This window comes from Glutamicibacter sp. X7 (assembly GCF_054889245.1).
Map to the genome: position 1 here is coordinate 3,111,849 of NZ_CM142678.1, position 23,126 is coordinate 3,134,974.

The 23,126-nt window shown below is 64.2% G+C and carries 22 protein-coding genes; 13 read left to right on the forward strand and 9 right to left on the reverse strand.

Annotated features, from left to right (window positions below; all coding sequences use genetic code 11):
• Nucleotides 1-4 precede the first annotated feature (4 nt).
• Genes ACYU0X_RS14840 through nikE form a run of 3 tightly spaced genes read left to right on the forward strand, consistent with a single transcriptional unit; the run spans nucleotide 5 to nucleotide 3,341 of the window.
• Nucleotides 5-937, forward strand: coding sequence for an ABC transporter permease (locus ACYU0X_RS14840; RefSeq protein WP_461901518.1), 933 nt, complete (start codon nucleotides 5-7; stop codon nucleotides 935-937).
• Nucleotides 934-1,740 carry an ABC transporter permease gene (locus ACYU0X_RS14845; protein ID WP_461901519.1) on the forward strand — a complete coding sequence of 269 codons (807 nt, stop codon included), beginning with the start codon at nucleotides 934-936 and terminating at the stop codon, nucleotides 1,738-1,740. The genes ACYU0X_RS14840 and ACYU0X_RS14845 overlap by 4 nt, the downstream gene beginning before the upstream one ends.
• On the forward strand, nucleotides 1,737-3,341 hold the full coding sequence (nikE, locus tag ACYU0X_RS14850) for a nickel ABC transporter ATP-binding protein NikE (RefSeq protein WP_461901520.1): 1,605 nt from the start codon (nucleotides 1,737-1,739) through the stop codon (nucleotides 3,339-3,341). The genes ACYU0X_RS14845 and nikE overlap by 4 nt, the downstream gene beginning before the upstream one ends.
• Nucleotides 3,342-3,349: 8 nt before the next feature.
• On the opposite strand, the gene ACYU0X_RS14855 is transcribed toward nikE, so the two are convergent.
• Entirely contained in the window at nucleotides 3,350-4,204 is an 855-nt protein-coding gene (locus tag ACYU0X_RS14855; protein WP_461901521.1) for an AraC family transcriptional regulator, read from the reverse strand.
• Nucleotides 4,205-4,349: 145 nt separating this feature from the next.
• Between ACYU0X_RS14855 and ACYU0X_RS14860 the strand changes: the two genes are divergently transcribed.
• Together ACYU0X_RS14860 and ACYU0X_RS14865 are read left to right on the forward strand one after the other, a co-directional pair.
• Nucleotides 4,350-4,907: a mycothiol transferase gene (locus ACYU0X_RS14860; RefSeq protein ID WP_461901522.1), complete on the forward strand. Its 558-nt coding sequence runs from the start codon at nucleotides 4,350-4,352 to the stop codon at nucleotides 4,905-4,907.
• 130 nt (nucleotides 4,908-5,037) lie between these two features.
• Nucleotides 5,038-5,988, forward strand: a complete 951-nt coding sequence (locus tag ACYU0X_RS14865) for a beta-ketoacyl-ACP synthase III (RefSeq protein ID WP_461901523.1) — start codon at nucleotides 5,038-5,040, stop codon at nucleotides 5,986-5,988.
• A 97-nt stretch (nucleotides 5,989-6,085) separates the two neighbouring features.
• Here ACYU0X_RS14865 and ACYU0X_RS14870 read toward each other — a convergent pair whose 3' ends face one another.
• On the reverse strand, nucleotides 6,086-6,403 hold the full coding sequence (locus tag ACYU0X_RS14870; protein ID WP_461901524.1) for an EthD family reductase: 318 nt from the start codon (nucleotides 6,401-6,403) through the stop codon (nucleotides 6,086-6,088).
• Nucleotides 6,404-6,659: 256 nt separating this feature from the next.
• On the opposite strand from ACYU0X_RS14870, the gene ACYU0X_RS14875 reads away from it, so the two are divergent.
• The 7 genes from ACYU0X_RS14875 to ACYU0X_RS14905 all read left to right on the forward strand — a co-directional run bounded on the left by ACYU0X_RS14875 (nucleotide 6,660) and on the right by ACYU0X_RS14905 (nucleotide 13,027).
• Nucleotides 6,660-7,223: a hypothetical protein gene (locus tag ACYU0X_RS14875; protein ID WP_461901525.1), complete on the forward strand. Its 564-nt coding sequence runs from the start codon at nucleotides 6,660-6,662 to the stop codon at nucleotides 7,221-7,223.
• A 153-nt stretch (nucleotides 7,224-7,376) separates the two neighbouring features.
• Nucleotides 7,377-7,544, forward strand: coding sequence for a hypothetical protein (locus ACYU0X_RS14880; protein WP_461901526.1), 168 nt, complete (start codon nucleotides 7,377-7,379; stop codon nucleotides 7,542-7,544).
• A 147-nt stretch (nucleotides 7,545-7,691) separates the two neighbouring features.
• Nucleotides 7,692-8,303, forward strand: a complete 612-nt coding sequence (locus tag ACYU0X_RS14885) for a hypothetical protein (RefSeq protein WP_461901527.1) — start codon at nucleotides 7,692-7,694, stop codon at nucleotides 8,301-8,303.
• Nucleotides 8,304-8,363: 60 nt separating this feature from the next.
• Nucleotides 8,364-9,068, forward strand: coding sequence for a FadR/GntR family transcriptional regulator (locus ACYU0X_RS14890; RefSeq protein WP_418907548.1), 705 nt, complete (start codon nucleotides 8,364-8,366; stop codon nucleotides 9,066-9,068).
• On the forward strand, nucleotides 9,065-10,045 hold the full coding sequence (locus ACYU0X_RS14895; protein WP_461901528.1) for an asparaginase: 981 nt from the start codon (nucleotides 9,065-9,067) through the stop codon (nucleotides 10,043-10,045). Before ACYU0X_RS14890 ends, ACYU0X_RS14895 begins: the two co-directional genes overlap by 4 nt.
• Nucleotides 10,046-10,079: 34 nt before the next feature.
• Nucleotides 10,080-11,486, forward strand: coding sequence for an aspartate ammonia-lyase (locus tag ACYU0X_RS14900; RefSeq protein WP_461901529.1), 1,407 nt, complete (start codon nucleotides 10,080-10,082; stop codon nucleotides 11,484-11,486).
• A 20-nt stretch (nucleotides 11,487-11,506) separates the two neighbouring features.
• On the forward strand, nucleotides 11,507-13,027 hold the full coding sequence (locus ACYU0X_RS14905) for an amino acid permease (RefSeq protein ID WP_461901530.1): 1,521 nt from the start codon (nucleotides 11,507-11,509) through the stop codon (nucleotides 13,025-13,027).
• Nucleotides 13,028-13,116: 89 nt separating this feature from the next.
• Here ACYU0X_RS14905 and ACYU0X_RS14910 read toward each other — a convergent pair whose 3' ends face one another.
• The 5 genes from ACYU0X_RS14910 to ACYU0X_RS14930 form a co-directional block, all read right to left on the reverse strand.
• Nucleotides 13,117-13,464: a DUF202 domain-containing protein gene (locus ACYU0X_RS14910; RefSeq protein WP_461901531.1), complete on the reverse strand. Its 348-nt coding sequence runs from the start codon at nucleotides 13,462-13,464 to the stop codon at nucleotides 13,117-13,119.
• Nucleotides 13,461-13,841, reverse strand: coding sequence for a YidH family protein (locus tag ACYU0X_RS14915; protein WP_461901532.1), 381 nt, complete (start codon nucleotides 13,839-13,841; stop codon nucleotides 13,461-13,463). The genes ACYU0X_RS14910 and ACYU0X_RS14915 overlap by 4 nt, the downstream gene beginning before the upstream one ends.
• A gap of 28 nt (nucleotides 13,842-13,869) precedes the next feature.
• Nucleotides 13,870-14,583, reverse strand: coding sequence for a hypothetical protein (locus tag ACYU0X_RS14920; RefSeq protein WP_461901533.1), 714 nt, complete (start codon nucleotides 14,581-14,583; stop codon nucleotides 13,870-13,872).
• Nucleotides 14,584-14,723: 140 nt separating this feature from the next.
• Entirely contained in the window at nucleotides 14,724-15,260 is a 537-nt protein-coding gene (locus ACYU0X_RS14925) for a methylated-DNA--[protein]-cysteine S-methyltransferase (RefSeq protein WP_461901534.1), read from the reverse strand.
• A complete protein-coding gene (locus ACYU0X_RS14930; RefSeq protein ID WP_461902819.1) occupies nucleotides 15,257-16,876 on the reverse strand; it encodes a DNA-3-methyladenine glycosylase 2 family protein in 1,620 nt (539 codons plus the stop codon). The genes ACYU0X_RS14925 and ACYU0X_RS14930 overlap by 4 nt, the downstream gene beginning before the upstream one ends.
• 161 nt (nucleotides 16,877-17,037) lie before the next feature.
• Between ACYU0X_RS14930 and ACYU0X_RS14935 the strand changes: the two genes are divergently transcribed.
• Nucleotides 17,038-19,062 carry a S9 family peptidase gene (locus ACYU0X_RS14935; protein WP_461901535.1) on the forward strand — a complete coding sequence of 675 codons (2,025 nt, stop codon included), beginning with the start codon at nucleotides 17,038-17,040 and terminating at the stop codon, nucleotides 19,060-19,062.
• 60 nt (nucleotides 19,063-19,122) lie between these two features.
• Here the strand turns inward: ACYU0X_RS14935 and ACYU0X_RS14940 are convergent, their stop codons facing one another.
• On the reverse strand, nucleotides 19,123-21,627 hold the full coding sequence (locus ACYU0X_RS14940) for a DUF5129 domain-containing protein (RefSeq protein ID WP_461901536.1): 2,505 nt from the start codon (nucleotides 21,625-21,627) through the stop codon (nucleotides 19,123-19,125).
• On the reverse strand, nucleotides 21,624-23,075 hold the full coding sequence (locus ACYU0X_RS14945; protein ID WP_461901537.1) for a hypothetical protein: 1,452 nt from the start codon (nucleotides 23,073-23,075) through the stop codon (nucleotides 21,624-21,626). The genes ACYU0X_RS14940 and ACYU0X_RS14945 overlap by 4 nt, the downstream gene beginning before the upstream one ends.
• Between the last annotated feature and the right edge of the window lie 51 nt (nucleotides 23,076-23,126).

The following is a 23,126-nucleotide window of genomic DNA, read 5'->3' on the forward strand; positions in this document are numbered from 1 at the left end:
GCCCATGAAGCTTCTGGCTCTCGTCGCACGGCGCCTCGGCGCCGCCCTCGTGGTGCTCTGGCTGGTGGCCAGCGCCATTTTCCTGGCCATCCGCGCGGTGCCGGGCGACCCCGCCGAAGCGATTATGGGAGGTCCGGGGTCGCAGGCCTCGGAGCAGGCCCTCGCCGAGGCACGGGCCGCCTACGGCCTGGACCGGCCGGTGCCCGTTCAGTACGCGATGTTCCTCGGGCGTCTCGCGGTCGGTGACTTTGGCACCAGCTACTCACTCAAACGCCCGGTCGCCGAGGTCATGGGCGAGGTGCTGCCGCCCACCTTGCTCCTGGCCAGCTGCGCCCTGCTGACGGCATGGCTGCTAGCCACCATTGGCGGACTGCTCGCGGTGCGGGCCACCGCGCTGGGCAGTGCCCTCGGATCGCTGGCCGAAATCGTGGCCGCAGCGCTGCCCCATTTTTGGTTAGGGAGCGTGCTGATTATGCTCTTCTCCACCGCACTGGGTTGGCTACCCGCGGTCGATACCGGTACCCCGGCCGGCATGCTGCTGCCGGTGCTTACGCTCGCACTGCCCTTGGCCGGATTCCTCACCCAACTATTGCGTGATTCGCTGGCCACCACGCTGGGTAGCGACTTCGTGCTGGCCGCCCGGGCCCGTGGCGAAAGCAAAACCTCGGTGTTCTTCCGCCACGCGCTACGCCACAGCATGTTGCCGGTGCTCTCGCTCAGCGGCTGGGCCTTTGCCTCGCTACTCTCCGGCGCGGTAGTGGTCGAGGCCGTGTTCGCCCGCCCCGGGCTGGGCCGCGCCCTGCTCTCGGCCGTGCTGGCCCGCGACATCCCCATGGTCACCGGCATCGCGTTGTTCTCCGCGGCGGTCTACATGCTGTTCATGACGCTGGCCGATGCGATCGCCTCAGTGCTCGGCGGGCGGGTGCATGCGGCATGAAAACTCGTCGTCTATTTGCCCACCTCGCGGCCTGCCTGTTCCTCGCCGTACTGGCGCTGTGCGCGCTGGCGCCGGGACTGCTCGCCCCCGGCGACCCCTTGGCCATCGACCCGGCCGCCGCCTTCACCCCGCCGAACCTGACGCATCTGGCCGGTACCGACGAATCGGGACGCGATGTGCTCACCCGGATCGTGCACGGGGCCCGCCCCTCGCTGGTGATCGGCCTGGCGGCCACCGGATTGGGCATGGGCTTGGCCCTGATCCTCGGCACGGCCGCCGCCTTGGCCCCGCGCTGGCTCGACGGGATGCTATTGCGCCTGCTCGATGCGCTCTACGCAATTCCCTCGCTGCTGATGGCGTTGTTGATCATTGCGCTGACCGGCCCCGGGGTGGGGCCGGCCATTATCGCCGTCGGGTTGTCCACCGCACCGGGCTACGCCCGCATAGTGCGCACCCAAATCCGCACCCTCAAAGACTCGGCAATGATCGAAGCGGCCACCGTGCTGGGCCGTACCGGCACCCAACGCACCGTGCACCACCTGCTGCCGAATGCGCTTCGTCCACTATTGGCCCTGGTGACCTTGGGAATTGGCCAGGCCGTGATCTGGGCCTCGGCGTTGAGCTTCCTCGGTTTGGGCACCGCCCCGCCGGCCCCGGAATGGGGCGCGATGCTGGCCGCCGGACGCACCTACCTGCACCTGGCCTGGTGGATGAGCCTCTTCCCCGGGCTGGCCATCGTGCTGGTTGCCGCCGGGGCCACCGCCATCGGCCGTGCCCTGGGCGGAAAGGTACGTGCCCTATGAGCCGCTTACTGACGGTGGAAAACCTCAGCGTGGATTTTGCCGGCACCGAAGCGGTGCGCGGGGTGCAGCTACAGCTGGACGCCGGTGAATGCTTAGGGCTGGTGGGCGAGTCGGGCTCCGGCAAATCGGTCACCGCACGCAGCCTGCTCGGGCTTTCCGGCGGCACCGTTCGGGCCGATACGCTGCGCATCGCCGGCACCGACGCCCGCGCGCTGAATGAACGCGGCTGGCGCACCCTGCGCGGAGCCACCGTGTCCATGGTGTTGCAAGATGCCCTGCTGGCGCTGGATCCGCTTCGTCCAATCGGCAAGGAAATCGCCGACGCGCTGCGCGTCCACGGACGCCACCACCGGGCCGAGCGGCGCCGGCTGACCCTGAACCTGCTCGAGGCGCTGGGCATGGACGACCCGGCCCGGCGCATCACCGCCCGCAGCGGTGAACTCTCCGGAGGGCAACGCCAGCGCGCACTGATCGCCCAGGCGCTCATTGCCGAACCGCAGCTGGTTATCGCCGATGAGGCCACCACGGCACTGGATACGCGGCTGGCCGCCCTGGTGCTCGAGCAACTGCGCGCCGTTAAGCAGTCGGGGCGCGGTGTGTTGATGATCAGCCATGATCTGGCGCAAGTGGCCCAGGTCGCGGACCGGATCGCGGTCATGCGGCAGGGACGCATCGTGGAAACCGGGCCCACCGCCGAGCTGCTGCATAACCCCACGCACGAATACACCCGGATGTTGCTGCGGGCCATCCCCGCCGGGGTGCCGCGCCACACCCCGCTCTCGCAACTCGGCGAGCGCATCACACTGGCCCCACGAACCGATAAGCTGCCGGCGGCCGCCAGCGATCCCTCACCGGCGCTCCGCGTGGAGAACCTGAGCAAGTCCTTCGATGGCATCCCGGCGGTACGCGAGGTGAGCTTCGAACTACCCAAGGGCCAGAGCCTGGGACTGGTCGGGGAATCCGGTTCGGGGAAGACCACCACCGCACGCATGGTGCTGGGCCTGACCACCCCCGACGGCGGCCAGGTCCGGGTGAATGGGGAACTCTTCGCCCCCTTGCCGGAGCGCGAGCGGCGCACCGCGCGGCCACAGTTGGGGGCCGTCTACCAGAACCCGATGGCATCTTTTGACCCGCGGTTCACCGTCGGCATGCTACTGGCCGATGCCCTCTCGAAGGGCAGGAACCTGCGCGTTGCCGGGCAACGCAGGGCCATCACCGAGCTGCTGGACACGGTCCGGCTGCCGGCTAGGCTGGCCGAGCGTTACCCCTTCGAACTCTCCGGCGGGCAGCGCCAGCGGGTGGCCATCGCACGCGCCTTGGCCCCGGAGCCGAAGGTGTTGGTGCTCGACGAACCGGTTTCGGCCCTGGATGTTTCGGTACAGGCTCAGGTGCTGGACCTGCTCGACGAGATCCAGCGGGCGACCGGCACCAGCTACCTGTTCATCAGCCACGATCTAGCGGTCATCGAACACGTCAGTGACCGGGTCGCGGTTATGCGTGGTGGGCAGCTTGTCGAGCAGGGCACCGCCACCCAGGTCTTCACCCACCCGCAGCACGAGTACACCCGTTCCCTGCTCCAGGCGCTGCCGCGGCTTGGTTAACCGCGGAATTACTCGCGTTCGATCGGGATCCACAGTTCGCCGCTTCCGGAACGTCCGCCGGCATCGCTGGTGACCTTCAGCAGTTGCGGGCCCGGTATCCAGCGGTAGGGGTTAGCCGGGAAGAACTCGGTGGCCGCGCTCGCCCACAGGTTCTGCAGTACCTCGGGGAATGCTCCGTGCCCCTCGAAGACGACCCAGAGCCCCTGGGGAATCGGCCGGGAGTCGAAACCCTCGGGGACCGGGCCCTGCCCTGCCACCGCGTGCCAGTACTCCACCGGCGAGCCTTCGACCGCGTCCGGGCCCTGCGTTTCGGTGGCGGTCAGGCGCCCCTGCGGTGTCGTATTCGACAGCGGCAGAAGCCGGTCATCCAGATCCTTGGGTAGCGACCGTTCAAACTCTTCGATGGCCGGGTTGGCCCCCGAATAGACCAGCGGCACGGTGGTCTTCGCCCCAATCAGGAAAAAGCCCGGCTTGTTTTCAATGCGGTGTGTCATTTCATGTGTCCCTTCCACCGTGAGGTGAAATCGCAGTTGCGGTTGACTATGTAGCGTGGCGCCGGGTTCTCGGGCCTGAGAGGGCGTCATGCCGTGCATGGCTTTGAAGGCCCGGCCGAAGGCCTCGGCCGAGTTGTACCCATAACGGATGGCGACCTCGAGCACCGGCTCTCCGGCCACGATCTGCGCGGCCGCCACGGTCAGTCGCCGGCGCCTGATGTATTCGGAGAGCGGCATCCCGGCCAACGAGGAGAACATCCGACGGAAGTGGTATTCACTGGTGGCCGCATAACGGGCCAGCACCGCCACGTCGATCTCCGTCGCCAGCCGCAGCTCCAGTTCTTCGAGCGCCTTGTTCCACTGCTTCATTTCTCATCCCTTCCACACCTAAGCCTAGAAAGCGCGGCGAGCCGCCCGCCCGATAATCCGTGCCCGATATTCTCGGGTCTCAGCCAGCGGCCGCTTCGACTGACGCTCATAGGGTGATCCCCACGACCGCCGAGGAGACAACGAGATGAGCCAATCGCCGAAACGCTGGACACAAGCCACGGTATACCCAGACATGTGGGTCAACCCGGATCAAGATCCGCGGGAGACCGAGCAGCCAATCGAGGGCGAGCGGGCCACCTTAGAGGATTTCCTGCGCAACTACCGTCTGACCCTGCTGATGAAATGCGAGGGGCTGAGCCCCGAGCAACTGGCCCAACGTTCGGTGCCGCCCTCCACCCTCTCCCTGTTGGGGCTACTGCGTCATTTGGCCGAAGTGGAACGTGACTGGCGCGGATGGGTGACCCCGGGCGGCCCGGAACCGAAAATCTACGGGCCCAAGGATGCGGACTTCAACGACGTGCGGCCCGACCCGCAGCTGGTCCAAGACGCCTACGCCGATCTGGAACGCGAGCAAGAAGCCACCGACGCCCTCCTGGCACAGTTCACCGACCTCGGAGCGCGACTGGATCCTTCCCAGGTTTCGCTACGCGAACTGATGGTGCACCGCGTCGAGGAATACGCCCGCCACTGTGGGCACGCGGATCTGCTCCGCGAGTGCGTAGATGGCCGCGTGGGGCAGTAATTCCGGTACTCACCGCCGAGTCTCCAGCACCTGGTCAGAACGTGCGCTTCGTCATGTGCGACGCACGCACGGCGCAAAGCAACTAACCTTGATGCTAAGAACTATCCTGATCCTTTCAAGGAGCAACAGCATGTCCGCAAGCAAAGTCGTCTCGTTTGGCCATTTCCAGCCCGAGCGCATCGTTCCGAATTCCGAGCTGGAAAAGCTGGTTGAGACGAGCGACGAGTGGATCACCCGTCGTGTGGGAATCGAGCAGCGTCGTTGGGCGTCGGCGGAGGATTCGGTACAGTCGATGGCCACCGCCGCGGGCACCATGGCCCTCGATAACGCCGCCGAGGTCGATGCCTCGATGATCGACCTGGTCATCGTCGCCACCTGCACCGCGCTGGACCGCTCGCCGAATATGGCCGCCCGCGTGGCTCAGGCCCTGAATATGGATCAGGGCCCGGCCACCATCGACGTCAACACCGCATGCTCGGGCTTCGCCCACGCCGTGGCCCTAGCCCAGCACAGCATCGCCGCCGGTAGCGCCACGCACGCCCTGGTGATCGGTTCCGAGAAGCTCACCGACATGACCGACTTCACCGACCGCACCACCTGTGTGCTCACCGCCGATGGCGCCGGCGCCATGGTGATCTCGGCCTCCGCGGAGTCCGGCATTTCCCCGGTGGTCTGGGGCTCGGTTCCTTCGCTGTCCGATGCGGTGCGCATCGAGCGCGAGAACGGCGATAAGTTCGCACAGAACGGGCAGAGCGTGTACCGCTGGACCGTGACTCAGTTGCCGAAGATCGCCTCCAAGATCATCGATCGGGCCGGGCTCGATCCGGAGGAAATCGGCGCCATCGTCTTGCACCAGGCCAACCTGCGCATTATCGAGCCGCTGGCCAAGCAGGTCGGCGCTCCCAACGCCCGTGTCGCCACCGATGTCGTAGAGTCCGGCAATACTTCGGCGGCTTCGGTGCCGCTGGCACTGTCGAAGATGATGGCTTCGGACGAACCACTAGCCTCGGGTACCAAGGCGCTGCTCTTCGCCTTCGGCGGTGGCCTGTCCTACGCCGGTCAGGTCATCACCATCCCGTAACCCTACCCACAACGACGTTAGCCGAAGCCTGCCGCCATCTGGTGGCAGGCTTCGGCTAGTTTAACGCCAGCGATCTGCCCCTATGCCACCGCTCTGGCTAGGAAGCGCTGGAACCGGTTGGGGAAAAGTCCAGTGTGATCGCGCCTCCGCTGGCATAGTTCGGCACATCCTGGGCCACCTCTTGCCCTTCGGGTGAAGCCATGGCGGCGGTAAAGCTCTGCGCATCGGCGAATTCGGCTTCAAACACCGCAAAATAGGGTGCGCTACCTTCCGGGCCGCCAGCAACATCCAGCGCATAGCTCCAGGACTGGAGCCCGGGCAGTTTGGCGACCTTCGGCAGGTGCGTCGAGGTGTAGTAGTCGATGAAGGCCGCGCGATCCGCGGGTTCTGGGTAGAGGACCATAAGTTTGTGCATTGTCTGTCTTCCTCGCGTTGTGCTTGGCCGCGCGGCGAGACTTTGCGGCGCCGCCGATCTACCAAGTGCACATGACCGGATGTATGCGTCACACTACCCGCGAAAGACCACTCTGGCACCTGGCCAGCAATTCGCGGTGGCCGATTCTTGGGATGCATGGGGCCAGAGGCTGTTGCATGGGTCAAGGCAGTACGCGGAGTCGCTGCAGGTATCGCGGCCTGTTTCGAGGCAAACGCGCGAATAGGTAGGGTGAAGTATGGCTACAGAAGAGATTAGATTCCCCTCGCTTGGCCAATCGATTGGCGGCCATCTCATGACCGGAGCCGTGAAGGGCATAGTAGCCTTCGTACTCGTATGGTTATGCACGCTAGTATTCGGGCTCGACGCCAGACTCGACCAATTGGCAACGGCCCTCTTCTTCTCCTACATCATCGCGGAAGTCATGAGCGCTGTCATTGAACGACCGCTCGTCGTGCAGAGCAATCGAAGCCAACCGGGCGGGCCTGCATACGCGCTCCTACCATTCTCGGCCGCCATACTGGTTACCTTTGTCGTCAGCTTCGGAATCACCAGATCTGCACCCTCAGCAACACTGCTTGTTGCGGTCGTTGCAGTCCTTAACGCGGCAGAAATCATCTTCACAAAAAGCTGGATACCTGGCCCTTGCCCAGCAGAAGAACAGAGGGCGTTCGATGAGTTCAAGAGGATGTCTAAAGAACACTTTTCTGGTGATATAGAAAGAATCAGATCGCAAGCACGCGAGAATACGAGGAAGAAATACCTTGGCAAGAAAAGACGGGGAGACGGTAGGGATGAGTAATAGGTTCGCGTAACCTGCCACGCACTCATGTCTTAGTCGCTATTTCCTTCTAAGTACGCGCAACAGCGCGTGCACGTGGTTTCATTCCAGAGCCCTAGAGACCGAGTAATCAATGAATAGTGAAAGAGTGGCGCCAACAACTAGGTAAGCGGCTTGGAGCATTCTCACGAGCCGCAAGAATGGTCTGACCAAGCTGGGCATGCCTACGCCATCAACGCGATCGCGCGCGGCACCTCGTGGCTGCTGGTGGGGCCGGTAATCCTCGCCATTAGCACCCGCGGATTGAGGTCGCAGCCGCGGCAGATGGATGTCGAGAAATAGCAAAAAGTTGGAGGCAGCGAACTGAATCTCCCTTACAAACTAGAGCCTGCCACCACCTCACATTCCACCTCGCGCATCTAACCTCGGCAGGAATACGGGGTGGTGACATATCGGCATTTAAACCGTAGGGTGGACAAAGGAGGTCTAGTGAAAACTTCAACGCACGGCTTTAGTCGTCAGGCAGCAGCCGCCTTGCTCCTCACAACGCTGGCCCTTAGCGGGTGTAGCGCCCCACAAGATCTTGATAGCGGCCCCAGCCCTAGCGACCCGACCGCGGAGGGACCCTGCCAAGAGCTCGTTGCCGAACTGCTGAACACCTCGTCCCTTGAACCAGAACTTATTCGCGCCGATCTAACGGCCACCGAGGGCGACACTCCCAGCACGAAGTTCTATGGTGGCTTCGAAAATTCCTGGTCGTGGACCGGAGATACCCCGTACCTCGATCACTTCAAGGTACCCGCCGCGCTCGAGGCCAGTGCCCGGGACAGCGGTTATGAATTGGAAGTAGGCTCGATGGCCGGCGAGGAGCTCTCCCCCACCGCGGAGAACGATCAGCCAAGCTTCGTATTTCAGGTCGCGGAGCCCACCGAACTGACCTTCGATGTCTCCTGCATGGGTCGAGAGCCACGCGGTGAGGCCAAAGCGATCCATTACAACACCGCGGTCAGCGATGTGCTCCCCTGCCGGGCTCCTGAGCCCACCTCGCGCTACCCCGATCTCGAACAAGAGGTCCGCTCGGATCTCTGCTCCGACACCTAAGCTACGCCCTCTCACTAGGGAAGTTGACCTACGTCACCTTGGCTTGCGACACTTACTCTCGTGAACCTGTCAGACAGCTGGACACCCGGACAGCAACCCATTCAACGACGCTCCGCCGCCGAAGCCGTCTTTTATGCGCTCCGTGGCGCCATTGAAGCCGGCGAAATTCCGCTGGGCACCAAACTTGGCTCCGAGGCCTCCCTCGCCGCCGACTACGGGGTAAGCCGCTCGGTGATTCGCGAGGCGCTGCGTTCCTGCGCCGCACTTGGCCTCACCCGGACCGAAACCGGACGCGGCACCTTCGTCATCTCTCACCAGCCGCCACGCGAATTGAAGCTCGGCACGTTTTCCTCCGAGGATCTGCACGAAGCCCGCCCGCACATTGAAATTCCGGCCACCACTCTGGCGGCAACACGGCGCACCACCGAGGACCTCGAACGGCTTAGTGGGCTCATTGAGCAAATGGAGCAGGAAGATGACCCGGCCGCATGGGTGGACCTCGATACCGCCTTTCACGCCGCCATTGCTCAAGCCAGCGGCAACTCCGTGTTCGTCAAAGTCGTCTCCGACATCCGCGAGGCTATGGCCCGGCAGTCGGAAACCGTCAACCTCGTGGCCGGACGCCGCGGACCGTCCAACGCCGAGCACCGGGCCATCTATCAGGCCGTGGCCGCCCAAGATGCTGCGGCAGCCACCCAAGCCATGACCGGACACCTGTCCGCCGTCCAGGACGCCGTCTCAACCATCGTCAGGAGCAAGAAGTGACACACGCAGATTCTCAACCTTCCCTCGCCACGCTGGCCGCCGCCGGCCTGCCGCATCACGTCCCGCTGGTCGCCGCGACGCGCGGTGAAGCCATCGAGTCCATTCACTATGGTTCGGCGGTGGTTCTCGACTCCAACGGGCAGATCCACTCCGTGCGCGGGGACGGACAGGCGGTGTTCTATCCGCGTTCGGCCCTGAAGCCACTCTTTGCCGTGGGAATGCTGCGCGCCGGCCTCGAGCTGACCGACGAGCAGATAGCATTGGCCGCCGCCAGCCACTCGGGCTCGGTCCGCCACCAAGATATCGCCCGCTCTACGCTGACCGCGGCCGGCCTCACCGAAGCAGCCTTAGGCAATTCCACCGACCTGCCCTACGGAGTTGCCGAGCGGGCTGCGCATCTGGCCGCCGGTGGCACGGCCACCCAGCTGGCACAGAATTGCTCGGGCAAGCACGCCGCGCTGGTGGCACTCAGTGAGCTCAAAGGCTGGGATACCGCCAACTACTTGGCCGACGCTCGCCTGCTGGACCTGCTACAGGAGACCGTTGAGGAATTGACCGGCGAAAAGGTCAGCGGTCAGAGCGTGGACGGGTGCGGCACCCCGGTCTACCAATTGACGCTGGCCGGGCTGGCCCGCGGATTCGCACGCCTGTCCACCGCCGCAGCGGATACCGAAGAGGGCCGCGTGGCCGCGGCCATGCGCCGCTACCCCGAGCTGGTGGCCGGCGAGGGGCGCGATGTCACGACGCTCATGCGCGAAGTACCCGGCGCCGTCGCCAAGGACGGCTTCGAAGGTATTCAGGCGGTGGCGCTGGCCGACGGCACCGCAGTGGCGGTCAAGATTGCCGATGGCACCGACCGAGCCCGCATGCCTATCACCGCGGCGCTGCTGGCCGAATATGTAGACGTGCCCGCCGCACTGCTCAGCACTCCGGCCCTCGGCGGTGGCAAGCCCGTCGGGCAGCTAGCCGCACTCTGAATTTCACACATATCTACTAAGGAGAATCATCCCCATGGGAGAGCTCACCGCGACCCGCGTAGAGCATGACTTAATCGGCGACCTCGAGGTACCGGTTGAGGCCTACTGGGGCGTGCATACCCTGCGCGCCAAACAGAACTTCGATATCACCGGAACGCAGTTGTCGGGCAACCCCCACCTGATCCGTGCACTGGCGCACGTGAAGCAGGCGGCGGCGCGCGCCAACCATGAGCTCGGATTGCTCGATGCACAGCGTGCCGCTGCCATCGACGCCGCCTGCGAGCGCATTGCGGCCGGTGAACTTCACGACCAGTTCATCATCGACCCGATTCAGGGCGGGGCGGGCACCAGCACGAATATGAATGCCAATGAGGTGATCGCCAACCTAGCGCTGGAGATCCTCGGGCATGCTAAGGGTGAATACCAGTACCTGCATCCGAACGATCATGTGAACCTGTCGCAGTCCACCAACGATGCCTACCCCACCGCGGTGAACGTGGCCACCTACTTCGCCACTCAGCCTTTGCTGGAGGCCATGAAGGTGCTCGAGGATTCTTGCCTCGCCAAGGCCGCCGAGTTCCGCACCGTGGTGAAGATGGGCCGTACTCAGTTGCAGGATGCCGTCCCCATGACGGTGGGTCAGGAGTTTCGCGGTTGGGCCGTGACGCTGGGTGAGGACCGGGCTCGGTTGACCGAATCCTTGAGTCTGGTCACCGAGATCAATCTGGGAGCTACCGCTATCGGCACCGGGCTCAACGCCCCGGCCGGTTACGCCGAGGCCGCCTGCCGCCACCTGGCCGAGCTTACCGGCCTGCCGCTGACCACTAGCCCAGATTTGATCGAGGCCACCAGCGATGTGGGCGCATTCGTGCACCTGTCGGGCGTGCTCAAGCGCGTTGCGTTGAAGATTTCCAAGATCTGCAACGATCTGCGCCTGCTGTCCTCCGGGCCGCGTGCCGGGCTCAACGATTTGAATCTGCCGGCAGTGCAGTCCGGTTCCTCGATCATGCCGGGCAAGGTAAACCCGGTCATCCCCGAGGTCGTCAACCAGATTGCGTACCAGGTGGTCGGCCACGACCTGACCGTGACCATGGCCGCGGAAGGTGGTCAGTTGCAGCTGAACGCCTTCGAACCGGTCATTGCCCACAGCATCGGACTGTCGTTGAAGCATTTGACCAACGGCTGCCTCACCTTGGCCACACGCTGCATCGACGGGATCACCGTAGACGAAGATGCGCTGCGTCGCGAGGTGGAGAACTCCATTGGTTTGGTCACCGCGCTCAACCCGCGTCTGGGATACGCGCAGTCGACCTCGATCGCGCTCGAGGCGCTACACACCGGCCGCGGCGTGGCCGAGCTAGTTCTCGAAGGAGGCCTGCTCTCCGCAGCGGATCTCAATGAACTGCTCTCCCCCGAACGCCTCGCAAACCTCACCGACTAGTTTTCCCGCAAAGGATATTGATGGATCGCACTTCCTCCACGGCTAAGGGCCCGGCACCGGCCGCCGCGCTCACCGCCGGTGATAACGACTACCACAAGGGCCTATCCTCCCGACAGATGCAGATGATCGCCATTGGCGGCGCCATCGGCACCGGGCTGTTCATGGGTGCTGGCGGCCGTTTGGCCGAGGCTGGCCCCGGCATTGTAATCAGCTATGCCATCTGTGGTTTCTTCGCCTTTCTGATTCTGCGCGCGCTGGGCGAGCTCGTGATGTATCGCCCGTCCTCGGGTTCGTTTGTTTCCTATGCACGCGAGTTCTACGGCGAGAAGGCGGCCTTCGCCACCGGCTGGCTCTACTGGCTGAACTGGGTGATGACCGCCATCGTGGACATCACTGCGGTCGCGCTGTATATGAATTTCTTCGGCAAGTACGTTCCGTTCATTGCCGCAGTTCCGCAGTGGCTCTGGGCCTTGGTGGCCCTAGCCTTGGTGCTGGGCATGAACCTGATCTCGGTCAAGGCTTTCGGCGAGGCCGAATTCTGGTTCGCTTTGGTCAAGGTCGTGGCCCTGGTGGCGTTCTTGATCGTCGGTTGCTACTTCGTCATTTTCGGCACACCGGTTGACGGTCACGAGGTCGGGCTCTCGCTCATCACCGAGGGCGGCGGGCTGCTACCCAACGGCGTCTTGCCGGTGCTGGTTCTTATGCAGGGAGTGGTCTTCGCCTACGCATCGATCGAGTTGATCGGTACCGCGGCTGGCGAGGCGAAGAACCCGGAGAAGGTCATGCCTAAGGCCGTGAACACGGTGATCATCCGCATCGCCGTGTTCTACCTCGGCTCCCTCGTGCTGCTCTCACTGCTTCTGCCTTACACCGCCTACAAGGCCGGTGAGTCGCCCTTCGTGACCTTCTTCGGTTCCATCGGTGTACAGGGCATGGATGTGGTGATGAACCTCGTGGTGCTCACCGCGGCGCTGTCCTCGTTGAACGCTGGCCTCTACTCCACCGGGCGCATCATGCGTTCGATGTCGCTCTCGGGTTCGGCACCACGCTTCGCCGGGCGTATGAACCGTAGCGGCGTACCCTACGGAGGCATCGTGATCACCGCGGCCGTTGCCGTGTTCGGTGTCATTCTCAACGCCATCGTCCCGGCGAAGGCTTTTGAGATCGTGCTGAACCTGGCGGCCATTGGCATTATGGCTTCTTGGGGCATGATCGTGTTGTGCCAGATGGCGCTCGTGAAAAAGGCGCGCCGCGGAGAGCTGCAGCGGCCCTCCTTCCGGATGCCGCTCGCTCCGATCTCCGGTTGGGTTACGCTGGCCTTCTTGGCGGCCGTTTTGGTGCTCATGGCGTTCGATAACCCGGTAGGTACCTGGACCGTCGCTTCGCTGGTGATCATCGTGCCGCTGCTCATTGTCGGCTGGTACCTGTGCCGCGGGCGCATTACGCAAATTGCGCAGGCGCGGCAGGCCGCGGAGCGCGCGGCCGATCAGGAAATCGCCGAGCTCTTTGCCCGCGAAACCACCGGGCAGGACACGGTCTAGCGTCGCAAGGACCGTCACGTTATTGGCCTCGTACCCACGCCAGGGTGCGGGGCCTTTAGCGTTTGGGCATGGTGCGATGCGTCTTTGTCCTAGAAGGAATTGGTGTAGGTGGCACCTAGTACGGTAGCCATCCCAAACGCGGCGAGCGCACAGACAATCACGCTGAGCACCACCACCGACAGCGGTGCGGGGCTAGAACGTTCATCGCGGATGGAGGCGCTGCCTTGGCGATAACGCACGGTCTGTAGGGCGATGACCAGGAGCGCGCCTCCGAGGCACAGCAGAAGCAGCCCCACGGCTAGATCATTGAGCAGATGCACCCAGCGCAGGCTGAGCAGACCGACGATGGCCATCGAAAAGCCGGTACGTAGCCATGCCTGCGCCGTGCGCTCCGGTTGCAGCCCAGCATCCGCGTGCGGCGGCTGTACGCGCCTCATAGCACTCGGGCAATCACAAGTATCAGTCCCGCCGCTCCCAACGCCGAGGCGAGTGAGACCAGTGGAACGATCAGCGGTACCGGCAACGAGCGACGATGGCGCATCGCCGACTCGACCCTGAACCACCGGACACACGCACCGGCGGCCAGCAAGAAACCGATCATCAGCAGGATAAGCGACAATACGGTCCGTGTGGCGGCCGGGAAGATCTCGGCGGTAAAGGCCTCAACGGCAATGCCGCCACCAATGAACGCGAGTGAGGTGCGGATCCAGGACAGGAAGGTGCGTTCATTGGCCAGTGTGAACCGTGGGTCGGGATCCTGCCCATGCGGGAAAACACGACGGGTTAGTCGGCTACGAGGCTCTTCACTACTCACGGTTCTATCCTAGAACCTCGTCCGCGCGCTACTGGTCTGCCTGCCGTAGGCTCAACAGGATTGCCTCCAAGGTCGCGTAGTCCGAAGTAGACAGGAATTCCTGGGCCTGTTCTTCGCTAAGCTCTTCTCCGTCCGCGGCTATTTCTTCAACGTAGTCGTGCAGCACCCCGAACATCGGAGCCTGCCGATCGTTAAGTTGGAAGTAGCTAATTTCCGGGGCTTCACCCCGTTTGGCGAGCACTTCATCGTCCACCAGCGCGATGTCCAGTCCCGCGCTACGTTCCCCATCTTCTTGGTCTTCCGCCACCCAGTACTCGGCGAATTGGCTCGTCGGCTTGTACTTCAGATTCGGTGCCGGTTGCTTAGTCAAAATGGTTCGTTGGTAGAGATTGGTGTCTCCATCGGGTGAGGTCGCACTGTTGGCCGCAAAATACATGGCATGCTCACCGTTGGCATCGCGGATATCCCACTGCCCATATTCATTGCACTCCCCTTCGCAGTACTCCCCCGGCTCTATGCTCCAGCCTTCGGGCAGCATCAACACGATACCAAACTTCTCCACACGCTGGGTGAGCTCTTCGAGGGTCGCCGAGGCGGGAGCAGAGGACTCGGTTGGCGAGCTACTCGTGGGACTTTCAGATGTTGGGCTTGAGGGTGGGTTCGTGGGACTAGGTGCGGTGCAGGCGGTTAGTGATAATGCGGCAACCGCGCCGATCGCAGTCAACATTGGATACTTAGCCATGGGGTTGCTCCTTCGCTCGGAAAATTTGCACACACCCCGGTCTAGGGACTGCCATGCTAGCCACATGGTTAGTCCAAATCAAGGCCTAAAGACGGAGGTTCTGCGCGGCAAACCGGCGACCCCTCACTACGCGCCGCGAGCTACGCGGTAGGCAAAAACCCCTCGCGCTCGAGCAGGCTGCGCTTGATCGCCAGTCCGTAGCGAAACCCTCCCAAGGAACCGTCTGAGCGACGCACGCGATGACAGGGCACAAACAGTGCCGCCGCGTTCATGGCACAGGCCGAGGCCGCGGCACGCACGGCGGCCGGGCGGTTCGCCCGTTGCGCATACTCCGTGTAGCTGATGCATTGCCCGGCCGGCACCGTGCGCAGCACATCCCAGGCCAGCATGCGAAACTCACCGGACTGCTGGCGCACCGCCACACGCTGAGGCGCGGATAGATCACCATCGTAGTAATCGCTCAGCGCACTGAGCACGGGAGCGAGTCGACTATCGTCGGATCCGGCCGTCACCTGCTGCAACTGGTCGATCGGCTGCCGCAAGCTTGGGTGAATCAGTGCGTTGAGCGCAGCTAGGTCCTCACTAAAGCCCGAGGCCAAGAGGTTCCCCTCGCTCACAATGAGGCTAAAGGGGCCATCGGGGGTGTTGACCGTGGTCGCAAGGTGTTGTTCGGTCATGACTCTGTTCTCCTTCGTCGAGGGGTCGGATTGGTTAGCGCGGCGGACCACAGATGCAAACTGGCATAGGACCGCCAGGGGGCAAAATGCTCGGCCGCGAAGTCGCTGAGTGCGCGATGCGCCGCAGCGGGCTTGAGCGATGGATCGATCAACCCCAAGCTCCGGGCCCCGGCCAGGAGCGCCACGTCGCCGGGCATCCAGGCATCCGGATCGGCCAGCACGCGCAAGGCGATATAGCCTGCGGTCCACGGACCGATGCGTGGCAGGGCCACAAGTTGCGCGGTCAGCTCCCGACCATCCACGGCACAGTCCACGGCTAGCGCTCCGCTGATCATGGCCTGGGCGCTGGTGCGAATCGCGTTGCTGGCCTGGCCGGGAAGACGTAGCACACGTTCCGGGTCGAGCGGCTCGCCGGGGTTTACCTCGGGCACCGCCTGCAAGATCTGCTCATTGGTGGGGAAGAGCCTGTCTAGGCCCATGAAGCGAGAAGAGTAGGGCTCACCGGCGTGGGCCACCAACCGGTTGAGGTGTCCGCGCGCCGCGGCGACGCTGATCTGCTGCCCAATTTGGGCACGCACCACCATCTCTTGGGGATCCGCTGCCCCCGGCACCCGGGCGCCGGGTCGTGCCGCGATAAGTGGTTGGAGCACCGGCACGGCCGACAACGCCTGATCGACGGCGGCCGGGTCCGCGTCGAGATCGAAGACTCGACGCAAGCGTGCCAAAGCCGGAGCTACGTCGGTGACCCGGCTTAGTTCCAGCCGGCCACGCAACTGCCACTGTCCGTCGCGCACCCGCTCGGCCAGTACTTCAAAGGCCCCCGGTCCGCCCGGCAGCCGCAGGGTGCGGGCGTACCGCAAGCGCTCGGCACTCAATTCCACGCTTTCGATGCCTCTCAGCGCACGGTGCGCCAAGAACTCATAGAGGCCCGGCGCATCATAGGGCTGACGCACCGGCAGGTCGATATCCAGCAACACGGCATCGGCCGCTCCAGTGCCATCCGCCGACTCCTCGTTGGCCGGACGACGGTGGGCCCGCGCACGTAATTGCGAGGGCGTGGCATCGAATACCTCGCGGACACAGTCGTTGAACTGGCGTACCGAACCAAAACCGGCGGCAAATGCCACCTGCCCGAGTGGCAGATCCGTTCCCGTCAACAGCGCCCGTGCGGATTGCGCGCGCCGGGCCCGGGCCAGCGCGAGCGCACCAGCCCCCAGCTCGGAGACCAAGAGCCGATTCAAGTGGCGCGGGGTGTAGCCCAGTCGCATGGCCAGCCCCTCCACCCCTTGCCGGTCGATGACACCATCATTGATTAACCGCATGGCGCGCGCCGCGGTATCCGAACGAATATCCCACTGCGGCGTGCCCGGCACCGCCTCGGGTAAGCATCGTTTACAGGCACGGTAACCGGCCTCATGGGCGGCGGCCGAGGTCAGGTAGAAACGCACATGTTCGCGTTTAGGGGTACGCGCCGGGCAGGAAGGTCGGCAGTAGATGCCGGTGGACGACACGGCAGTGTAAAACTGTCCATCGAACCGTGCATCGCGCGCGTCGATGGCCCGATATCGCTCCTCAAAGCCGCGCTCGCCGGGAGCGCAGACGGGGTTTTCGCCCATGATGCTCCCCTGTCCCTTATTGCTGGTCATACTCCATAGAAACACGAGCCCGGGAAATATTCTGGCGGATTTCGGACACGAGGGTGCGTTCGCTCCCGAGTAGCGCGCAACGTTGGGCAAAGCTCTGGAAATACCGAGTCAGCCGTGACAGGATGTGAACCATGGCACATGCTAAGCAACTATTTCACGATTTGGATGACTACGTCGCCGCACCTCGGCACGAAACACTACGCTTGTCCCCCGACGGCACTCGCCTGGTCACCTCGATCAGCTCGCTGGATGACGATGGCACCGGCTACCAAAGCGCGCTGTGGCAACTCGACCCGCAGGGCGTGTTGCCGGCCCGACGGCTGACGCACGGCAAAACCGGCGAATCCCAGCCGCAATTCGCGGCAAACGGCGATCTACTGTTCACCGCCAAGCGCTCCACCGAGGAGAACGCCACCGCCGAACTCTGGCGCCTACCGACCGCCGGCGGTGAAGCCCATGTCGTGGCCTCGCACCCCGGCGGGATCGGACAGGTTCACGCCTGCCCGGCGAACCCGAACACCCTGCTGATTCAGGCGTTAGCGCACCGGAGTCCCGCCGATCTGGAACAGGAGCAGGAACTTCGCGATAACCGTCGAAAGCAGAAGGTATCGGCCATCCTGCACGATGGTTATCCGGTGCGCTACTGGGATCACGATCTGGGTCCGGCTACCCCACACCTGTACCGTGCCACCCTCGACGTAGAGCCCAAGGCACAGTTGCACGATCTCACCGCCGGAGTGCGCGGCGAACTGCTCGAGGCCTCCACCACCGTAGCCCCGAACGGTAGCTACCTGGTGAGCACGTGGAACCAACCCGAGGGACGCGGTGCAACCGTCGCCGGGCTGGTGCGCATCGACATGCTCACCGGCGAGCGCAGCGAGCTTATCCGCGCCGATGACGACTACGAATACTCGGTCTATGCCATCAGCCCCGACTCCACCCAGCTGGCCTACGCTCGGTGGGGTCGCGCCACGGTCGAAGAAACCATGGACTGCACGCTATGGATCGTGGATATGGAATCCGGTGAACAGCGCGAGGTGGCTCAAGGGTGGGGTCGCTGGGCCAATGAACTAGTCTGGCTGCCCGATGCCAGCGGCGTGCTGATCACCGCCGACGAGGATGGGCGTTGCCCGCTCTTCCTGTTGCGTTTCGACGGGCGGTCGCCGGTGCGGCTGACCGATGAGGGCGCCTACTCGAACCTCTGCGTGAGCCCGGATGGCGCCACCGCCTACGCGCTCCGCGCCAGCTACGAATACCCGGCCGAACCGGTTTCCGTGCAACTAACCGGCGCACACGAAGTCCTGGCACTGCCCTCGGCCATGGTCCGCCCGGAGCTACCCGGTACCCTCACGGAGGTCGAGACCACGGCCGCCGATGGCTCGCGCATCCGCGCGTGGCTGGCCCTTCCGGCCGGCACCGACGCGCAGCACCCTGCACCGCTACTGCTCTGGGTTCATGGCGGACCGGTGGCCTCGTGGAACGCGTGGTCATGGCGCTGGAATCCGTGGCTGGCTGTCGCGCAGGGGTACGCGGTGCTCCTGCCGGATCCGGCGCTGTCCACCGGCTACGGCCGAGACTTCATCCAGCGCGGCTGGGGCCGGTGGGGCGCCGAGCCATACACGGATCTAATGGCCATTACCGATGCCGTGGAAGCACGCGAGGATATCGACGAATCTCGCACGGCGGCCATGGGCGGGTCCTTCGGTGGTTACATGGCCAACTGGATTGCCGGGCAAACCGACCGTTTCAAGGCCATCGTCACCCACGCCAGCCTGTGGGCGCTGGAAGGATTCGGCAAAACCACCGATGCCTCCTTCTTCTGGGAGCGCGAAATGTCCAAGGCCATGGTCGAGGCCAATTCGCCGCACCATCAGGTCGGCCAGATCACCACGCCCATGCTGGTGATTCATGGCGATAAGGACTACCGCGTACCGATCGGTGAGGGGCTGCGTCTCTGGTTCGAACTACTGAGCGCTTCCGGCCTGCCGCAGGCCGCGGATGGTTCGACCGTGCACCGCTTCCTCTATTTCCCGGATGAGAATCACTGGATCCTCTCCCCGCAGCACGCCAAGATTTGGTACCAGGTGGTCTTCGCCTACCTCGCCGAGCATGTGCTGGAGCAGGGGCCGCAGCAGCTACCCGAACTGCTCGGCTAGGCATCGACCCGTCTCGCCGGTGGATCCGAGTCTGACTCGGCTTCACCGGCGACCGGCGGGCTAACGCATCTCACGCCGCCCGAGGTCAATGAAGGCCTCGGCGCGCTGCGTGACGTCGGCGTCGCGGGCGCCCAGGGCGGCGATCACCCCGGCGAGGTGTTCGACCTTGGCCGCGTACGCCGCGGTCAACCGCTCGGAGAGGGCCGCCGAGCGCAGATCCTGCACTTCACGCCAGGCCATCGCCAAACCACGTTCAAATAAGCGTTGCCCGGCCTCGGCGGACGCCGAGGCCTCCCCGGCGCCAAGGACCGCCACGGCATTGAGCCGGGACTCGTCAAGTGAACCGGTGAGTTCTTCTAGACGACGTTCCGCGGCACGTAGCCGCGGGCCACTGCTGCCAAAGCTGACCCAGCGCAGCAGTAGCGTCCCCAGCACCAGGGCCACGGCTACCGCCGCGAGCACCGTGCACACGATAGCGACATAGAGCAGGAAGAACAGCACGCCATCGGATACGCCAATATCGCGGTATCCGTTATTTTCTAGGTCGTCGGCGAAGTCCTCTAGGACGTTGGCCACCTGAATTTCGCGGTACTTACTGGCGTACAAGGACCCGTATTTCCAGTCCACCGCGGAACGAAAGCCCCAGTCACCGATGTTGGTCACCGAACTGATCATTCCGGGCACTGCTCCCTGACCGTCGCTGGTGATGAACAGTGGCACGATGTTCTCACCGGCCTTCAGCTCTTTGTTCGGTCCGAGCAGTTCCGGTAGTTCTTCCTTGATTCGCCCCATTGCCTCGAGCAGGGAGCGCGGACTGGCCCCGGAGACCTTATCGGCCTCGCGGTACTCGAGTTCGAGATAGGACTGGGCATCTCGGACAGCCACGGTGACATGTTCACCGGCCGGTAGTTCGCGGTCCAAGGTCTTGCGCAGGGCCGCTAGATCGAGATACTGCCCCGGACCATCGACCCGAAGCTCTATCTCGGCCACCGGGCTGGTGGGTGCCTTGGCGCGCATTGTCAGCTCATCCACGCCGAGTCCCGCCGGAACAATAGCACCGATCAGCAAGAGAACACCGGCGGTGATCCCCACCCCGCGGGTAATGCGTGCCGAGCCGCCGGTGAAGCGCGCAACCAACTTGGCCAGAGGGTGCTTTCCGGCCGCGTCTCGGGGCGCCAACGGCGGGTCGAAGGATGGATGTGGGCCCAGGATCGCCGCGGTGAGGGCATTGATCTCTGCCAGTTCGAATCGTGCGTCGAGATGCCGGCGGGTTGGTAGCTTGAGCGATTTACGCAAGGTTGTCAGCGCCGCATCGGGTGGCCGAATCGGCTGGGTGCGGCCGCGCGGATAACTTCGTAAATGTTGGTGCACTTCGCGCAGGTCTGCGAGCAGCTGCGCTTCGGCCTCGCCAAAACGCGCCAGCAACTTCTGGCTCGGTTCGCCGCGACGTGCCACCTCCAGTAACCGGTCCAAGTCCGCGCGCAACATGGTGTGTTGCGCCTCGGGGAGGATCGGCGTGCTTCCCTGCGCAACGCGGGTCAGCAGTTCGGTGACTCCGTCATAGAGCGGGCGCAGTAGCCGGTCAAAGGTATCGGAGAGCCCGGCCAGTTCGGCATGCACCGATCCGGCACCCATAATCGAATCGGAGAGCACCGTCAGCCGCGCGGCCCTGGCCTCAAATTTCTCCAACAGGCTCTCGGTCTCTGCGCTCAGTGCCTTCCCGCGGGCGAATACCCCGTCCACGACCGTCGGTTCCTGACGGGCTAGGTCGAGGGAGAGTTCGTTGAGCCGCACGAAATGCTCGGTATAACTCGCAGGCCGCTTATTCTCTGGCACGGTGGCATAGGTGACTTCAAGTGCCTCGAGGTCGAGCACCACACGGGCCAACTGGCGCTGTGCGGCACGCAGACGCCGATAACGTCGTGCCCAGCGCAGTTGCCAGCGCACGGCCATGATCAGGCTAAGTGCACACAGCGCCGCCCCGCTACTGAGCATGGAGATCCAGAGCACCGGGTTTCGGTTCGGTGCATCGATGCGCTCAGCCGCCTCCCGGGCGGCGGCCAGCACGGCCTTCGGCCCGTGGCCCAATCCTAGGTTGCGTTCGTAGGCATGCAGAATGTCATAACGCAGCTCGGTGCGTGGTTCCTTGGCGCGCTCGAGCTCGACGTTGACCGCCACCCCGTTGAAGCGCTCGTCGACGTCGTAGTTCTTCGTACCGAGCTTGTCCGGTTGCGTGGACAGCAGAATCTCTCCGCCCATGTCCTGGCCGTCGAGTATCTCTCTGGCCGTGAGGTAGCGGTCGGTGACCGTCAGTGTCAGCGGACGCCACGCGAGGATGGGGTCTCGGGTTGAATCGTTGATCGCCTGCTGGGTGATCCCCCAGGGATTATCACCCTGCACACTGATCTGGACCGGATGCGTGGGGGCGCGCCCGAAGGCGAAGGCGGCATTAATCCCGACCACCGTGGTGGCCACCGCCGCGAGGACTGCCAGTACCCACCACAGCGAATAGGGCCGACGCAGGGCACGCCCGAATCTATCAAGTCCATACCGTGCCTGGCTCACAGGATCCCCGCTTCCAACACCGTCAACTCGCGCAACGCGGCGAAGAGGTCCTCCGGCTCATTTTCGACACGTGCGGCCCTGGCGCCCGGGGCGTGCTCCCGGACGGCTTGACGGGTGTGTGCGGCGGCGGCGTGCAGCGCGGCAAAGCGTTCGACCAACTCCCAGCGTTCGCTTGGCGATGCCTGTGATGTCTTGAGCCGGTCTACGCTTTGGGTCAGTTGCTGTAACTCCTGGAACTGCGCGAGGGTCTCGGCACGCAGCTGCGCACCGACGCTCTCATCGCGACCCTCAATCGCCTCGATCTCCGGCATCAGCCGATGTAGGGACTCGGAGAGGGCCACACCGGTGCGTTTGAGGTAAGTACAGGCCTCGGACCAGTTTCCGGTGACCACCTGCCCGTGGTTGACCAGGCGTTGGGCCTGCGTGCACCATCGCCGCTGGGCCCGCAATTCCCGCAGGGCGTCGGGTGCTACCTTGCCCTGGTCCTGCTTCTGCCGGTGCACCTGCTCGAGTACCGCCTCGGCGTGCGTCAAACGGTCCGCTCTCTGGCGCAGATGCTCCCGCCAGCTCTCGGCCAGTACACCGTCGCCGAAAGGTTCGGGCGGGGTGCTCTCACGCAGGCCGCGCAGCATTCCGCGCACCGCCACCAGCTCGGTCGCGGCCGCGGCGACGCGCGTGGCCTCCTGCTGCTGATGGCGAGTGCGACGCCCCCGCCGTGCCAGCAGGCCCACAACCAGTCCCGCGCAGGCCAGGGTCAGGCCCGTCAGTAACCAGGTTGTTGCGGGCCAGCGATTCGGTGCCCAGCCGTCGGGGGCCAGCGTGTAGCTAAGGGAGACATAGTCCTCGGAACGCGCGGCAGTTATGGCGGCATCTAGGCTCAGTGCGGCCGCCTCGGTACGCTGCTGTTCGGCGAACCATTCAGAGATCTGAAGCACCAGTTGCTGTCGCGCGGCGGTGCCGTGCGTCAGGTTGCGCCCATACTGCACATCCACCTCGGGAGTGCCGGTGTCCTGCTGCGGTAGCAAGACCCCGATCACCACCCAGTCCTTGCCCACGTAGCCCAGGCGTTTGCCGTTCTCGACCCAGTCGTCGGCCAGCGCATCGCTGGAACCGAACATGAGCATGGCCCGGACAAGTTGGGCCGCGCCCTTGAGCCGGGTCGGGTGGGTGTCCACCCCTAGGAGTATGCGCACGTCCTTGGACGCGGCCTGTCGCTCGAAGCGTTTCACAAGCCCGGCGGCGTCCACCGAGTCCACCCGGTCGCCCACCGCCAGATAGACATGTTCTGACTGTTGCACGACATCGGGGAACGTGATGGCCTGCTCGTCATCGCGCTCATCGGTGCTCGGAGCGGTGGGAAACACCGGCTCGGTCATATCGGTTTGGGCCGCCGCCGGCGACAGAAAGCCGACACAGATCAGGCCCACCGCGCACAGGCTCAGCAGCACGTTGGATACCCTCAGACGGTGGCGGGGCCGATGGAACCTCACGGCGGGCAA